Genomic DNA, 14,155 nt, shown 5'->3' with positions numbered 1-14,155 from the left:
CGATTCTTGCGACCGGGTGTGGTCAAACGGACACTTTGCGCTCTGATCTCACTCGAACGGGTGACAGCAGAGGAAACGCACCGGGGCCCGGTGACGAACCTGAGGTTCGTCACCGGGCCCCGGTGGGGTTGCCGTGGCGTACGGCGCCGACAGCGCGTGGCTCACGCGCCGCGCAGCACCGCCCCCGTCCGCTCGACCGCGGCGGCGATCGCCGCGTCACGGGCGGCGGACGCCTCGTCGGCGGTCAGCGTGCGGTCCGGCGCCCGGAAGCGCAGCGCGTAGGCCAGCGACTTCTTGCCCTCGCCGACCTGCTCGCCGGTGAACACGTCGAACAGCCGCAGCTCTTCGAGCAGGTCACCCGCGCCGGAGCGGAGCGCCGTCTCGACCTCCGCCGCCGGGACCGACGCGTCCACGATCAGCGCGACGTCCTGGGTGGCGACCGGGAAGGTGGAGATCCGCGGCGCCTGGACGACGCCCTGGCCGGCCCGCTCCAGGCGGTCCAGGTCGATCTCCATCGCGCCGGTGCGCTCCGGCAGGCCGAGCGCCTTGGTGACGCGCGGGTGCAGCTCACCGGCGTTGCCGACGAGCACCTCCTCGCCGTCGATCACGGCGAGCAGCGCCGCGCAGCGGCCCGGGTGGAACGGCGCGTGCTGGTCCTGGCGCACGATCAGCTCGACGCCCGCCTCGCGCGCCACGATGCGGCCCGCCTCGACGGCGTCCGCCCAGGTGGCCGGGCGGCCCTTGCCCCACCAGCCGTCCTGCTCGCGGGCGCCGGCGAACACCACCGCGACGCGGCGCGGCTGCTCGGGCAGCGCGGCGTCGAGCGCGGCGATCTGCTCGTCGCTCGGCCGGCGGTCGACGGGCAGCCGCACGGACGGCCGCTCGTCACCGGTCGACCGGAAGACCAGGCCGGTCTCGAAGAGCGCCAGGTCGTGCGAGCCCCGGCCGTCGTTGCGGCGCAGCGCGGTCAGCAGGCCCGGGATCAGCGTCGTACGGAGCAGCGGCTCCTCGTCGGAGAGCGGGTTGACCAGCCGCACGGTCTGCCGGCGGGGGTCGTCGTCCTCGATGCCGAGCTGGTCGAGCACCGGCTCGCCGATGAACGGGTAGTTCAGCGCCTCGGCGTAACCGGCGCCGGCCAGTGCGCGGCCGACCCGGCGGTGCAGGCGCTGACGCTCGGTCAGGCCGCGTCCGGCGGGGGGCTTCGGCAGCGTGGAGGGCAGGTTCTCGTAGCCCTCCAGGCGGATGACCTCTTCGGCGAGGTCGTTCGGGTCGGTCAGGTCGGGCCGCCAGGACGGCACCGTCACGACCAGCTCGTCCTGGCCGTACACGTCGCAGCCGACCTGCTGGAGGCGGCGTACGACGGTCTCCCGGCCGTACGTGACGCCCGCGACGCGGTCCGGGTGGTCCGCGCGCACGGTGATGGTGCGCGGCCCGCTGGGCGAGACGACCTCGGTGACACCGGCCTCGGCGGTGCCGCCCGCGAGCAGCACCAGCAGGTCGACGGTGCGCTGCGCCGCGGCGGACGCGGCCTGCGGGTCCACGCCGCGCTCGAAGCGCTTGGACGCCTCGGAGGTCAGCCGGTGGCGGCGGGCCGTCCGGGCGATGGAGACCGCGTCGAAGTGCGCGGCCTCGATGACGACCTCGGTGGTGCCGTCGACCACGCCGGTCTCCGGGTCGGCCACCGCGTCGGCGATCTCGGTGTTGGCGCCGCCCATGACACCCGCGAGGCCGATGGGGCCGCGGTTGTCGGTGATGACCAGGTCACCGGCGTCCAGGACGCGCTTCGTGCCGTCCAGGGTCGTCAGCTTCTCGCCGGGCTCCGCGCGGCGCACGCCGATCGTGCCGTCCACCCGGGTGCGGTCGTAGGCGTGCAGCGGCTGGCCGAGCTCCAGCATCACGTAGTTGGTGACGTCGACGGCGAGCGAGATCGGGCGCATGCCGGCCTTCTGCAGGCGGCGCTGGAGCCAGATCGGGGAGCGCGCCTCCGGGTCGAGCCCGACGACCGTACGGGCCGTGAAGCGGTCGCAGCCCATCGGGTCGGCGACCTTGACCGGGTAGCCGAAGGAGTTCGGCGGCGGCACGTCCAGCAGCGCGGGGTCGCGCAGCGGCAGGCCGTAGGCGATGGCGGCCTCGCGGGCGATGCCGCGCATGGACAGGCAGTCGCCGCGGTTGGCGGTGACGGCGATGTCCAGGACCTCGTCGACGAGCTGGAGCAGCTCGATGGCGTCGGTGCCGGGCTCGTACTCCGGAGGCAGCACGATGATGCCGCCGCTGCCGTCGTCGCCCATGCCCAGCTCGTCGCCCGAGCAGATCATGCCGTGCGAGACCTTGCCGTACGTCTTGCGCGCGGCGATCTTGAAGTCGCCGGGCAGGGTGGCGCCGGGGAGCACCACGACGACCTTGTCGCCGACCGCGAAGTTGCGCGCGCCGCAGACGATCTCCTGCGGCTCACCGGTGCCGTTGGCCTGGCCGACGTCGACCGTGCAGAAGCGGATCGGCTTCTTGAAGCCCTCCAGCTCCTCGATGGTCAGGACCTTGCCGACGACCAGGGGGCCCTTGAGGCCGGCGCCCAGCTGCTCGACGGTCTCGACCTCCAGGCCGCTGGCGATGAGCTTGGCCTGTACGTCACGGCCGGTTTCGCCGTCCGGCAGGTCGACGTATTCCCGCAGCCAGGAAAGCGGGGCCCGCATCAGATCTCCATCCCGAAAGGCCGGGTGAACCGGACGTCACCTTCGACCATGTCTCGCATGTCCTCGACGTTGTGGCGGAACATCAGCATCCGCTCGATGCCGAACCCGAAGGCGAATCCGCTGTACTTCTCCGGGTCGACGCCGCAGGCCACCAGCACCCGCGGGTTGACCATGCCGCAGCCGCCCAGCTCGATCCAGCCCTCGCTGGAGCAGGTGCGGCACGGGCGCTCCGGGTCGCCGACGGAGGCGCCGCGGCAGACGTAGCAGACCATGTCCATCTCGGCGGACGGCTCGGTGAACGGGAAGTAGTTCGGCCGCAGCCGGGTCTGCATCCCCTCGCCGAAGAGCGCCTCGACCATGTGGTCCAGGGTGCCCTTGAGGTCCGCCATGGTCAGGCCCTCGTCGATGGCGAGCAGCTCGACCTGCGAGAACACCGGGGTGTGGGTGGCGTCCAGCTCGTCGGTGCGGTAGACGCGGCCGGGGCAGACCACGTACAGCGGCGGCTCGCGGTCGAGCATCGACCGGATCTGCACGGGCGAGGTGTGGGTGCGCAGCACCACACCGGACTGGTCGGCGCCGGTCGCGGCGTTCTCGACGAAGAACGTGTCGTGCGTGGTGCGGGCCGGGTGGTCGGGCGAGAGGTTCAGGGCGTCGAAGTTCAGCCACTCCGACTCGACCTCGGGGCCCTCGGCGACCTCGTAGCCCATGGCCACGAAGACGTCCTCGATCCGCTCGGACAGGGTGGTGAGCGGGTGCCGGGCGCCCGGCCGGACGCGGTCGTACGGCAGCGTGACGTCCACCGCCTCCTCGACCAGCACCCGGGCGTCGCGCTCCGCCTCCAGCTCCTCCTGGCGCTTCTTGAGCGCCTGGCTCACCTGGCCGCGGGCCTGGCCGACGCGCTTGCCGGCCTCGGCCTTGGCCTGCGGCGGCAGCGCGCCGATCTCGCGGTTGGCCAGCGCCAGCGGCGAGGTGCCGCCGGTCTGCGCGACCTTCACCTCGTGGAGCTCCTGGAGGTCACCGGCGGCGGCGATGGCGGCGAGCGCCTCGTCCCGCATGCGGGCGATCTCTTCCGGTTTCAGGGCCTCGACCTCGACAGGGTCGTACGACTTATTGGGTGCGGACATCTCTTCCCGTGCTTCCGATGGGCTTGGCGCGCGGCTTGCCCCCGACGTGTGCAGTGCCAAAGGTGCCAAAGGTGCAGTCTACGGGGCAGGGCGGCCGCGCCTCATCCGAGCCCCGACGGGGGTGGGCCCGCCGGGTGCCGCTCAGGCCATGAAGGCCGGCGTCCCGACGGGCAGGATAAATCGGAACAGGGCGCCGCCTGCGGGCGCCCGGCCGACCGTGATCGTGCCGCCGTGGGCCTCGACGATGCCCTTGACGATGTAGAGGCCCAGGCCCGTGCCGCCGCGCTTGCTGCCCCGCCAGAAGCGGGTGAAGACGCGGCTCATCGACTCCTCGGGGATGCCGGGGCCCTCGTCGCTCACGGTGACGCTCGTCCCTTCCGCTCCGGAGCCGCTCGATGCGGGTGCCACCTCGATGGTGACGGTTCCCGCGCCGTGCCGCACCGCGTTTTCCAGCAGGTTGCCCAGCACCTGGTCGACCTTGTCCGGGTCCGCCCACAGATCGGGCAGCGGCTCGACCGTCCGGATCAGGAAGCGGTCGGGCGCCTGGCCCGCCGTCGTCTGCGCCTGGACGTGCCGGCGTACCGCGGCGGTCATGTCCACCCGCTGGCGGCGCACCTCCAGGCGGCCGGAGTCGATGCGGGAGATGTCCAGCAGCTCGGCGATCAGCCGGGTGACGCGGTTGGCGTCCGCGTCCACGGTCTCCAGCATCAGCCGCTTCTGGTCGTCGGTGAAGCGCTCCCACTTCTGCAGCAGGGTGGCGGTGAAGCCCTTCACCGAGGTGAGCGGCGAACGCAGCTCGTGGGCGACGGTGGCGATCAGCTCGGCGTGGCTCAGTTCGGTGCGGCGCCGCGCCTCGGTGCCGCGCAGCGCGACGACCAGCCGCCGGACCGGGCCGGTGGGGTGGCTGCGCACGTACCGCGCGGAGACCAGCACCTCACGGCCGCCGAGCAACAGGTTGCGCTCCGGCTGGCCGCTGCGGATGGCCAGTCCCCCGTACGGGTCGGTCAGCTGCCACCAGCGGCGGCCCTCGATGTCCTGGAGCGGCAGCGCCTTCTCCAGGGGGCGGCCCAGCGCGTCGTGCGGGTCGATGGCGGTGATCCGGGCCGCGGCGGCGTTGAAGCAGATCACCCGGCCGGTCTCGTCGGCGACGACCAGGCCGTCGGGCAGGTCGTCCGGTTCGAGTCCGGCGCCGGTGAGGCCGGCCGCGCGGGGCAGGGGGCCGCCGTCCGGACAGGGGCCGGCGGCGACCGTCGTACCGGATGCCCTCGTACTCATCCCCGCTACCCCCTTCCGGTCCCCCGGGCACGCAACACTACTAGTGCTGCGAGGCGGAGCGGCACCCTCCGGTGGTGCGCTGGGCGCGGGCGGAGGCGTACAGGCAGACGGCGGCCGCGGTGGCCAGGTTGAGGCTCTCGGCCTTGCCGTGGATGGGGACGCGTACCACGGCGTCCGCCAGTGCGCGGGTCTCCTCCGGCAGCCCCCACGCCTCGTTGCCGAACACCCAGGCCGTCGGGCCGCTCATGGTGCCCGCGTCCAGCTCGGCGTCCAGGTCGGCGGCGCCCGCGCCGTCGGCCGCCACGATGCGTACGCCCGCGTCCCGCAGCCCGCCGACGACCTGCTCGACCGGTACGCCCACGGCGACCGGCAGGTGGAAGAGCGAACCGACCGAGGCGCGTACCGACTTGGGGTTGTACAGGTCCACGGAGGCGTCGGTGAGCACCACCGCGTCGGCGCCCGCGGCGTCCGCGCAGCGCAGCACCGTACCGGCGTTGCCGGGGTCGCGTACGTTGGCGAGCACCGCGACCAGCTTCGGCCGGGCGGCCAGGATCTCCTCGAAGGGCGAGTCCAGGAACCGGCAGACGCCGAGCAGGCCCTGCGGGGTGACGGTCTGGGAGAGGTCGGCGATGGTCGCGTCGTCGGCGAAGCGGACCGGTACGCCGGCCGCCCGTACCGCGGTGACGATCTCCGCGTGCCGCTCGGCGGCCTCGGGGGTGGCGAACAGCTCGACGAGCGTGCGCTCGCCGCCGGAGCGGTGCTCGACGGCTTCCCGTACGGCCTGCGGGCCCTCGGCGATGAACCGGCGCTCCTTGCCGCGGAAGTTACGGCGGGCCAGCCGCCGGGCGGCGGCGACGCGTGCGGAACGCGGGGAGATCAACTCGGGGGTGCCCATGGGCGGCGGCTCACTTCTTCGGTCGGGTGGGGCGTGCGGAAAAGCGGCGGACCCGCAGGCCGGGGCCTGCGGGTCCGTGACAAACGTGCCTCAGGCCGTGGTTCAGGCGGCCTTCGGGGCGTTGACGTCGCTCGGCAGCGCCTTCTGGGCCACCTCGACCAGCGCGGCGAACGCGTTGGAGTCGTTGACCGCGAGCTCGGCCAGGATCTTGCGGTCCACCTCGATGTTGGCGGCCTTCAGACCCTGCACGAAGCGGTTGTAGGTCATGCCGTTGGCGCGGGCAGCGGCGTTGATGCGCTGGATCCACAGCTGACGGAAGTCGCCCTTGCGCTTCTTGCGGTCGTTGTAGTTGTAGACGAGGGAGTGGGTGACCTGCTCCTTCGCCTTGCGGTAGAGGCGGGAACGCTGGCCGCGGTAGCCGCTGGCCTGCTCGAGGATCGCCCGGCGCTTCTTGTGGGCGTTGACTGCCCGCTTGACGCGTGCCACTTGTTAACTCCTTGTAGCGGGGCCGTGGTTGTCTTCACACGGCCCGAATCGAATAGTCCCGGTCCAGGTCCTGTGCCGCGCCGGGGGCGAGGCGGTCAGGACTTACTTGCCGAGAAGCTTCTTGATCTTCGCGGCGTCGCCCGGGGCCATCTCGGCGTTGCCGGTGAGGCGACGCGTCACGCGGGACGACTTGTGCTCGAGCAGGTGGCGCTTGCCGGCGCGCTCCCGCATCACCTTGCCGGAGCCGGTGACCTTGAAGCGCTTGCTGGCACCGCTGTGCGTCTTGTTCTTCGGCATGCGCCGTTCTCTCCTCTTGGATGGCGCCCCCACCGGTCCGGGGACCGGCGCCCGGGGGCGTCAGATGTATCGGTTGCTGTCCGGGGCGACCCCGGCGCAGTCCGGGGTTCGCACCCTGGATCACGCCTCGGCGGGCTCCTCGACGTCCTGCTCCGGGGCAGAACCCTGGCGCTCCGCCTTGCGGGCGGCCTGCGCCTCGCGGGCCTCGGCCATCGCCTCGGTCTTCTTCTTGTGCGGACCGAGGACCATGATCATGTTGCGGCCGTCCTGCTTCGGGTTCGACTCGATGAACCCGAGGTCCTGGACGTCCTCCGCGAGCCGCTGCAGCAGTCGGAAGCCCAGCTCGGGGCGGGACTGCTCGCGACCACGGAACATGATCGTGATCTTGACCTTGTCACCCTGCTTGAGGAACCGGACGACGTGACCCTTTTTGGTGTCGTAGTCGTGCGGGTCGATCTTCGGCCGGAGCTTCATCTCCTTGATGACCGTGTGCGCCTGGTTCTTGCGCGCTTCACGGGCCTTCATGGCCGACTCGTACTTGAACTTTCCGTAGTCCATGAGCTTGCAGACCGGCGGACGGGCGTTCGCCGCCACCTCGACCAGGTCGAGGTCGTACTCCTGCGCAAGCTCCAGGGCCTTGGCAAGCGGCACGATGCCGACCTGCTCGCCACTGGGACCGACGAGTCGCACCTCGGGGACGCGAATCCGGTCGTTGATGCGGGGCTCGGCGCTGATGGATCCTCCTCGGTAGCACCACGCGACGGCCTGGCGGACTGCCGCGTAACGTCTGTTTCGATGTGACCAACCGCGCCGGAAGACGAAAAACGCCCCGGACGGGACACAGGCGGGGCTCCTCAATGGATCGGGAGCACCGCCGCGATGTCACCGCGGGGCGCAGCCAGACCGTTGACCCGCCGACCGTGAGGTCGGTTCGGGTGGGAGATCGGAGCCTCCACTTGTGGGTCGGGCACGTCAGTGCTCGACCGGTCGGAGTCCCAGAATACACGAGCCGGGGGTCGAGCCCCACTCGTACGGGGGGTCGGTGGCGGCGGCGGTCCCCACGCGCGCGTGGGCGAGCCGCGGGGCCGGGCCCCTGCCGCCCGCGGGCGGGCCATAAGGTTGAGCCGACCCCTGAGCAGGAAGTGAAGCGCGAGCCATGAGTGACCAGACCCCGCAGCAGCCCGGACCGGCCGGCCCGGACGGATCCGCCGCCCCCGCGAACCCGGACTTCGACGCCATGACCCGCGACATCGCGGACGTACCGGCGGTCGAGGTGATCACCACGGTGGCCGTGCACCTGATGTCCTCGGCGGCGGTCAACCTCGGGCTCGCCGAGGAAGGCAGCGAGCACAAGGACCTGGACGAGGCCCGCAAGCTCATCCAGGCGCTGGCCGGGCTGGTCACGGCCAGCGCGACCGAGATCGGCTCGTACCATGCCGCTCCGCTGCGGGACGGGCTGAAGTCGCTGCAGCTCGCCTTCCGCGAGGCGTCGCTGGTGCCGGACGAGCCGGGGCAGGGGCCCGGGGAGAAGTTCACGGGACCGGTGTACGGGTAGCGCGTGGCGCAGGTCGGAGGGCCGCTCCCGGTCGGCACCGGGGGCGGCCCTTTCGTTCTGCGCGGGCGGCGGACCGTCCGCCTAGGCGCGGGCGGCGGACCGTCCGCCTAGACGGCGGACCGTTCGTCCGCGACCAGCTTCGGTTCGTTCGGCGGGTGGGTGATCTGGTGCACCACCGCGGCCAGCGCGCCGCCGATCAGGGGCGCCACGATGAACAGCCACAGCTGCGACAGCGCGCCGCCGCCCGCGAACAGGGCCGGGCCGATGCTGCGGGCCGGGTTCACCGACGTACCGGTGAGCGGGATGCCGATCAGGTGCACGACCGCCAGCGCCAGGCCGATCGGCAGGCCGTCGAAGCCGACCACCGCCACCCGGTGCGTGACCGCGAGCACCACGAACACCAGCAGGAACGTCAGCACGATCTCGGCCACGAAGGCGCCGCCGAGATTGATGTGCACGGCCGAGCGGTCACCCCACCCGTTGGACCCGAAGGCCTCGCTGGTCTTCAGGCCCGGCACCTGCTTGGCGACCAGGAACAGCAGCGCGGCACCGACGATGCCGCCCAGCAGCTGGGCGATCCAGTACTCGATCGCCGCACGCAGGGTGATGCGGTGGGCCAGCAGCATGCCGAGCGTCACCGCCGGGTTGACGTGACTGCCCGAGATCGGGCCGATCGCGTACGCCAGGGCCAACAGGGTGAAGCCGAATGCCAGGGCGATGCCGAAGGTTCCGATGTACTCGCCGGCCAGCACGGCGGAGCCGACGGCGAAGAACACCAGGAGCAGCGTCCCGAGGAACTCGGATACGACCGTGCGGGTCTCCGTTGTCGTCTCCATGGGGCCTCCTCGCGCGGATCTTGCTCTTTCTTCGCATTGTGAGCCCCGTCACGGGGATCCGCCTGTCGGCGGGGGCGGCCTGCCGGTCCGGCGCTGATGACCGGGTCGGCCGGGCCGGCCGGGTCAGCGCTCGTAGAAGGGCTCGCCGGCGGGTGCGGAGCCCGGCGGCAGCAGGCCCAGGTCGAGGCCGCGTACGAGCCGGGAGCGCAGGGTCGCGTCGGCGGCCAGCGCCTCGGCCAGGCGCTGCGCGACGGCGGCGGGCGCGGCCTCCGGGGCGAGCCGCAGGGCCAGGGTCGCGTCGGCCTCCGCCGAGGGGTCCAGGCGGGCGGCCAGGACGTCCGGCTCGGCGGCCAGCAGGGCGCGCAGCGCGTCGGTGACGGCCGGGTCGGCGCGCGGGTCGGTGCTCTCCCGGCCCTCCGCGAGGGCGCGCAGCGCGGCGCCGGTGAGCTGGTACGTGGCCGGGCCCGCCAGGTCGATGACGACCGTGTCCGCCTTCTCGTGCGCGGCGGCGAGCAGGGCCTGGCGCATCGGTACGGCCACGGGGCGGGCGTCCGGGCGCCAGCGGTGCAGGGTGTCCATGGACGTGAAGGCGGGCAGGGCGCGGCGGCCGTCGGGGGCCTGGAGCGTCGGCACCGCCATGTCGCTGGTCTTCTCCCGCTTCAGGCCGTCCGGGCCGGTCTCCACCTCACCGAGGACGGCTACGACGGGGACGAGGAGGCGGGCCCGGCTCAGCAGCGGGAGGAGGCGGGCCTCGGTGTCCGCGGCCGGCGCGGCGGCGTGGGCTGCCAGGGCGGCCGACAGTTCCGGATCGGCGGAGCCGTCGTCGTCGGAGAACTCGGAGGTGGGGATGTTCTTGGGCTGCACGGGGCGAGCCTAGCCGCTGGGCTGTTCGGGCCCGGCTTCTGGGCCGGTCGGTACCGGTGCGCTGCGCTGGGCTGCGTCGGGTTCTCGGTGCGGTCCGCTTGCGGGTGCGGGTCCGTTGCGCCTGCGGCGGGCGGTGGCCGCTGCGCGGGGCGGTCAGGTGCGGGGGCGGGCCTGCGCGGCAGGCCGCTCCGGCCCGCCCCCTTCCGTGGGATGGGGGTGGGGAGGGTCGGTGGTGCGGACCGGTGGGTGGCTTGGTGCGGGCCGGTGGGTGGCTTGGTGCGGGTCAGGTGTGGCGTTTGCGCCAGAGGATGGCTGAGGTGGTGATGAGGGCCAGGCCGGTGAGGGTGGCGGTCCACGGGAGCCAGGGGGTGTCGTCCGTGTCCGGGCCCGTGGTCGGGCCGGGGCCGAAGTACGGCTCGGTGTGGCTGGCCGGTTCGGGCTTCTGGGGGGTCGGCTTGAGGGTGGCGGCTTCCGCTATGGCTGCTGCCGGGTCGACCAGGCCGGCGCCCAGTTCGTCGTTGCGGCCGCCTTCCGGGGCGTCCTGGGCGGTGTCGGTGAGGAGCTTCTTGATCTGGGCGGGACTGAGGCCGGGGTGCGCGGAGCGGATGAGCGCCACCGCGCCGGAGACGAAGGCGGACGCGGCGCTGGTGCCCCAGCCCTCGTAGTACTTGCGGTCCGGGTTGGCGATGACGACGCCGACGCCGGGTGCGCAGACCGTGGCGTACCAGCGGCGGGTGGAGAAGTTGGCGCGTGAGCCCCACTGGTCGACGGCGGTCACGGCGATCACGCCGGGGTAGGCGGCGGGGTAGGAGACGTGGTCGCCGTCCTTGCCGCCGTTGCCGGCCGAGGCGATGACCGGGACGCCCTTGCTCAGGGCGTACTGGATGGCGGCGTCCTCGCGGGGTTCGGGGTGGGCGGAGCGGCTGTCGTCGCCGAGGGACAGGTTGATCACGTCGGCGCCGTGGTCGGTGGCCCAGCGGATGCCGTCGGCGAGGGCGCCGGCGCGTTCGGTGCGGGCGCGCTGCCGCTGCGGGTCGCTGTCCTCCAGGATCACCCGGACGGGGAGGATCTTGGCCTCGGGGGCGACGCCGATCACGCCGTCGGCCTGGTCGGCGCCGTGGCCGTGGCCCGCGATGATGCCGGACATGGCGGTGCCGTGCTCGGCCCAGGAGCTGTCGCCGGGGCGGGCGCCGAAGCCGACCAGGTCGTTGGCGGGCAGGACCTGGCCCTGGAGGTCGGGGTGGTCCGCGTCGACGCCGGTGTCCAGGACGGCGACGGTGATGCCGGCGCCCTTGGTGGTCTCCCAGGCCTTGTCGGTGTGCAGGGCGTTCAGCGCCCACTCCTGGGCGCGTATGCCGTCGGCGTGGGCGGGCAGGCCGGGCAGCACGGCCAGCGCGGCGGCGGACAGCGCGACGCCGGCGGCGCGCAGCAGGGGCCTCCTGGTCATCGCGGCTCCGTGGTTCCCTGGGCGGCCTGCTTGCGGAAGGTCTGCTCGACGCGGTCGGCGACGGCCTTGGCGTCGTGGCCGAGTCCGGCTTCGGCGGGGGCGGTGGTGGCGCCGGCGCGGGTGGCTTCGGCGGCGGGCTGCGGGTCGTCGACGGCGCGGCCGTCGGCGAAGCCGGAGACGGCGTAGACGACGACGGGCAGGTCGTCGAGGACGCGGATGCTCCAGCTGGCGCGCTGGGCGGGGCCGAAGCCCGCGGCGGGGGTGCCTTCGGCGGCGTACGGGCGGGGCACCAGGTCCGTACGGGTGTCCAGGTGCTCCTTGGCGAAGCGGCGGCGCAGGTCCTGCATGGCGGTGCGGTCGGCCTTGGTGGAGACGGCGCCGGCGGTGACGACGTTGGTGCGGGTGGCGTCCACGTAGGTGGCGCGTACCAGGCGGTTGCAGCCGACCGGGGCGAGGGCCTTGGCCAGCAGCGGGTCGAACGCTCCGGCGCAGCCGCTGTCGGGGGCGACGGCGATGCGGGTCCAGGTGCGGTCTGCGCCGCCGGGGCCGGTGCCCAGGCCGTGCAGGGTGCGGGGGAAGAGCGTGTCGACGGGTGCGCTGTGCCAGACCTCGCGGCCCTGGGCGAAGACGGCTTCGGCGGCGGGGCTGCCGTCCGGGTCGCCGGCGAGCCAGGTGCCGGCGGTGGCGCCCGCGACGAGGCCCAGGCCGAGGACGAGTCCGGCGGCCGCGAGCGCGGTGCGCCGGGAGGCCTTGGCGCCGTGCGGCGGTGCCGGGGGTGCGGGCGGGCCGGTGAGCGGGGGTCCGGTGGGAGGCGGCGGTGTGGTCTCGGCCGGTGGCTGGGGGGCCGGGCTCTTCGGGCCCGGGCCGTTCCAGAATGCCTCGCTGTTGGCGAGGTGGAAGGCGGCGGTGTCGCGGGGGGCGGGCGTGGCGGAACGGTCCGCCGGGGTCCGGGCGGGGACCGGCGGGGGTGTGGTTGCCGTACGGGGCGGAGTCGGGGGCTGGGCGGGGCGCGGCGGGATGTGGTCCGGTGCCGGGCTGCTGTCGGCCGTCGCGCGCGGGGCCGCCGGAGGCGTGGCGGGCGGCATGGGGCCGGGCACGGGCGGAGCGGGGCGTTCCGCCGGGACGGGGCGCAGGACGGCGGTGTGCGGGTCCTCGGCGGGCGGTGCCGGTACCTGCGGGGCCTGGGGCGGGGTGCGGGGAAGACGGTGCGCGTCGGCGAAGTCGGCTTCGGTGCTCACCCGCGCTCCCCCTCGCGCCTGTGTTCCCCGGCCCGACCAGCAATCGGGGCAGGGTGGTTCGTATCCGGACATCACACCGCTGACCTGCTGGTTGCGGCGTCCGCCACTCTACGGGCTGGCGCCGCCGGTGCTCCAACTCGTCCGCCGGCCCCGGGCGTCCGGCGCCCGGTCTGTCGTGTTCTCTCCCCTACCCACCCGTAGCCCCTTCTGGCAGGCTGCGGGCCATGTCCCGGTACACGTGCGACGCAGTGGGTGACAGGGCTCGGCTCGACCGGGCGACCGCCGGTCTGGACGCGCCGCTGGCCGTCGTCGATCTGGGGGCGTTCGACGCCAACGCCGCCGATCTGGTGCGGCGGGCGCGGGGCAAGCCGGTACGGGTGGCGAGCAAGTCGGTGCGCTGCCGCGCCCTGCTGGAGCGGGCCCTGGCGCGGGACGGCTTCGCGGGGATCATGAGTTTCACGCTGGCCGAGTCGCTGTGGCTGGCCCGGTCGGGGTTCGGGGACGTGCTGCTGGCGTATCCGTCGGCGGACCGGGCCGGGTTCGCGGAGCTGACCGCCGATCCGAAGCTCGCGGCGGCGGTCGCCGTGCTGGTCGATGACGTCGCTCAGCTGGAGCTGATCGACGCGGCCCGTCCGGCGGGCGGTGGCGAGGAGGTACGGGTGTGTCTGGAGTGGGACACCGCGTACCGGCCGCTGGGCGGGCGGGTGCGGGTCGGCGCGCGCCGGTCGCCGGTGCACCGGCCGGAGCAGGTGGCCGCGCTGGCGCGTGCGGTGACGCGCCGTCCGGGGTTCCGGGTGGTGGGTCTGATGGCGTACGAGGGGCATGTGGCGGGCGTGGGGGACGCGGTCGCGGGGCATCCGGTGCGCTCGCGGGCCGTACAGGCGATGCAGGCGGCGGCGCGCCGGGATCTGGCGCGGCGGCGCTGGGAGGTGGTGCGCGCGGTGCGGGCGGAGGCGCCGGACCTGGAGTTCGTCAACGGCGGGGGCACGGGCAGCGTGCAGCACACGGCCGCGGAGGCGGCGGTGACCGAGGTGGCGGCGGGGTCGGGGCTGTACGTGCCGCGGCTCTTCGACAACTTCCGGTCGTTCACGGGCCGTCCGGCGGCGCTGTTCGCCCAGCCGGTGGTGCGGCGGCCGGGTGCGGGCGTGGTGACGGTGCTGGGCGGCGGCTATCCGGCGTCGGGTGTCGCGGGGCGGGACCGGTCGCCGGTGCCGTATCTGCCGGAGGGGCTGCGGTACGACCCGCAGGAGGAGGCCGGTGAGGTGCAGACGCCGCTGCTGGGGCCGGCCGCGGACGGGCTGCGGCTGGGCGACAAGGTGTGGTTCCGGCACGCGAAGGCCGGTGAGCTGTGCGAGCGGTTCGCGGAGCTGCACCTGGTCGAGGGCGACCGGGTGGTGGCGACGGTGCCGACGTACCGCGGGGAGGGCCGCACCTTCCTGTAGCGCGGC

13 protein-coding genes are annotated in these 14,155 nt (G+C 73.7%); 2 read left to right on the top strand and 11 right to left on the bottom strand.

The genetic code is table 11. From position 1 onward, the window contains the following. Nucleotides 1-161 precede the first annotated feature (161 nt). The 7 genes from pheT to infC all read right to left on the bottom strand — a co-directional run bounded on the left by pheT (nucleotide 162) and on the right by infC (nucleotide 7,502). Nucleotides 162-2,690, bottom strand: coding sequence for a phenylalanine--tRNA ligase subunit beta (pheT, locus tag AB0L45_RS20835; protein ID WP_365841943.1), 2,529 nt, complete (start codon nucleotides 2,688-2,690; stop codon nucleotides 162-164). Beyond that, entirely contained in the window at nucleotides 2,690-3,814 is a 1,125-nt protein-coding gene (pheS, locus tag AB0L45_RS20830) for a phenylalanine--tRNA ligase subunit alpha (RefSeq protein ID WP_365841941.1), read from the bottom strand. The genes pheT and pheS overlap by 1 nt, the downstream gene beginning before the upstream one ends. Nucleotides 3,815-3,955: 141 nt before the next feature. After that, entirely contained in the window at nucleotides 3,956-5,089 is a 1,134-nt protein-coding gene (locus AB0L45_RS20825) for a PAS domain-containing sensor histidine kinase (RefSeq protein WP_365841939.1), read from the bottom strand. Nucleotides 5,090-5,129: 40 nt separating this feature from the next. Continuing rightward, entirely contained in the window at nucleotides 5,130-5,984 is an 855-nt protein-coding gene (locus AB0L45_RS20820) for an RNA methyltransferase (protein ID WP_365841937.1), read from the bottom strand. A gap of 102 nt (nucleotides 5,985-6,086) precedes the next feature. Next, nucleotides 6,087-6,470, bottom strand: coding sequence for a 50S ribosomal protein L20 (gene rplT, locus AB0L45_RS20815; RefSeq protein WP_030017690.1), 384 nt, complete (start codon nucleotides 6,468-6,470; stop codon nucleotides 6,087-6,089). 102 nt (nucleotides 6,471-6,572) lie between these two features. Beyond that, nucleotides 6,573-6,767, bottom strand: a complete 195-nt coding sequence (gene rpmI / locus AB0L45_RS20810; RefSeq protein ID WP_030017691.1) for a 50S ribosomal protein L35 — start codon at nucleotides 6,765-6,767, stop codon at nucleotides 6,573-6,575. A 120-nt stretch (nucleotides 6,768-6,887) separates the two neighbouring features. Then, nucleotides 6,888-7,502 carry a translation initiation factor IF-3 gene (gene infC / locus AB0L45_RS20805; protein WP_360135417.1) on the bottom strand — a complete coding sequence of 205 codons (615 nt, stop codon included), beginning with the start codon at nucleotides 7,500-7,502 and terminating at the stop codon, nucleotides 6,888-6,890. 421 nt (nucleotides 7,503-7,923) lie between these two features. Here infC and AB0L45_RS20800 point away from each other — a divergent pair, with 421 nt between their 5' ends. After that, nucleotides 7,924-8,322: a DUF1844 domain-containing protein gene (locus AB0L45_RS20800; protein WP_365841934.1), complete on the top strand. Its 399-nt coding sequence runs from the start codon at nucleotides 7,924-7,926 to the stop codon at nucleotides 8,320-8,322. Between the two features lie 107 nt (nucleotides 8,323-8,429). Here AB0L45_RS20800 and AB0L45_RS20795 read toward each other — a convergent pair whose 3' ends face one another. The 4 genes from AB0L45_RS20795 to AB0L45_RS20780 form a co-directional block, all read right to left on the bottom strand. Then, entirely contained in the window at nucleotides 8,430-9,158 is a 729-nt protein-coding gene (locus AB0L45_RS20795) for an MIP family channel protein (RefSeq protein WP_365841932.1), read from the bottom strand. Nucleotides 9,159-9,281: 123 nt separating this feature from the next. Further along, nucleotides 9,282-10,022, bottom strand: coding sequence for an SseB family protein (locus AB0L45_RS20790; RefSeq protein ID WP_365841930.1), 741 nt, complete (start codon nucleotides 10,020-10,022; stop codon nucleotides 9,282-9,284). A 283-nt stretch (nucleotides 10,023-10,305) separates the two neighbouring features. After that, nucleotides 10,306-11,469 carry a type VII secretion-associated serine protease mycosin gene (gene mycP, locus AB0L45_RS20785; protein ID WP_365841928.1) on the bottom strand — a complete coding sequence of 388 codons (1,164 nt, stop codon included), beginning with the start codon at nucleotides 11,467-11,469 and terminating at the stop codon, nucleotides 10,306-10,308. After that, nucleotides 11,466-12,707, bottom strand: a complete 1,242-nt coding sequence (locus tag AB0L45_RS20780; protein WP_365841926.1) for a hypothetical protein — start codon at nucleotides 12,705-12,707, stop codon at nucleotides 11,466-11,468. Before AB0L45_RS20780 ends, mycP begins: the two co-directional genes overlap by 4 nt. A 224-nt stretch (nucleotides 12,708-12,931) precedes the next feature. Between AB0L45_RS20780 and AB0L45_RS20775 the strand changes: the two genes are divergently transcribed. Then, nucleotides 12,932-14,149 (top strand): amino acid deaminase/aldolase, encoded by a 1,218-nt coding sequence (locus AB0L45_RS20775; RefSeq protein ID WP_365841924.1) that lies wholly within the window; start codon nucleotides 12,932-12,934, stop codon nucleotides 14,147-14,149. Nucleotides 14,150-14,155: the final 6 nt, after the last annotated feature.

The sequence above is a fragment of the Streptomyces sp. NPDC052496 genome, assembly GCF_040679095.1.
Classification (GTDB): Bacteria; Actinomycetota; Actinomycetes; order Streptomycetales; family Streptomycetaceae; genus Streptomyces.
This window is presented reverse-complemented; position numbering and strand designations above follow the sequence as displayed.

What these genes read in the sequence shown, in the direction of transcription:
- AB0L45_RS20800 (WP_365841934.1), top strand. Translation starts at nt 7,924, where the DNA reads ATGAGTGACCAGACCCCGCAGCAGCCCGGACCGGCCGGCCCGGACGGA.
- AB0L45_RS20795 (WP_365841932.1), bottom strand. Translation starts at nt 9,158, where the DNA reads ATGGAGACGACAACGGAGACCCGCACGGTCGTATCCGAGTTCCTCGGG.
- rpmI (WP_030017691.1), bottom strand. Translation starts at nt 6,767, where the DNA reads ATGCCGAAGAACAAGACGCACAGCGGTGCCAGCAAGCGCTTCAAGGTC.
- pheT (WP_365841943.1), bottom strand. Translation starts at nt 2,690, where the DNA reads ATGCGGGCCCCGCTTTCCTGGCTGCGGGAATACGTCGACCTGCCGGAC.
- AB0L45_RS20825 (WP_365841939.1), bottom strand. Translation starts at nt 5,089, where the DNA reads ATGAGTACGAGGGCATCCGGTACGACGGTCGCCGCCGGCCCCTGTCCG.
- AB0L45_RS20775 (WP_365841924.1), top strand. Translation starts at nt 12,932, where the DNA reads ATGTCCCGGTACACGTGCGACGCAGTGGGTGACAGGGCTCGGCTCGAC.
- mycP (WP_365841928.1), bottom strand. Translation starts at nt 11,469, where the DNA reads ATGACCAGGAGGCCCCTGCTGCGCGCCGCCGGCGTCGCGCTGTCCGCC.
- pheS (WP_365841941.1), bottom strand. Translation starts at nt 3,814, where the DNA reads ATGTCCGCACCCAATAAGTCGTACGACCCTGTCGAGGTCGAGGCCCTG.
- AB0L45_RS20820 (WP_365841937.1), bottom strand. Translation starts at nt 5,984, where the DNA reads ATGGGCACCCCCGAGTTGATCTCCCCGCGTTCCGCACGCGTCGCCGCC.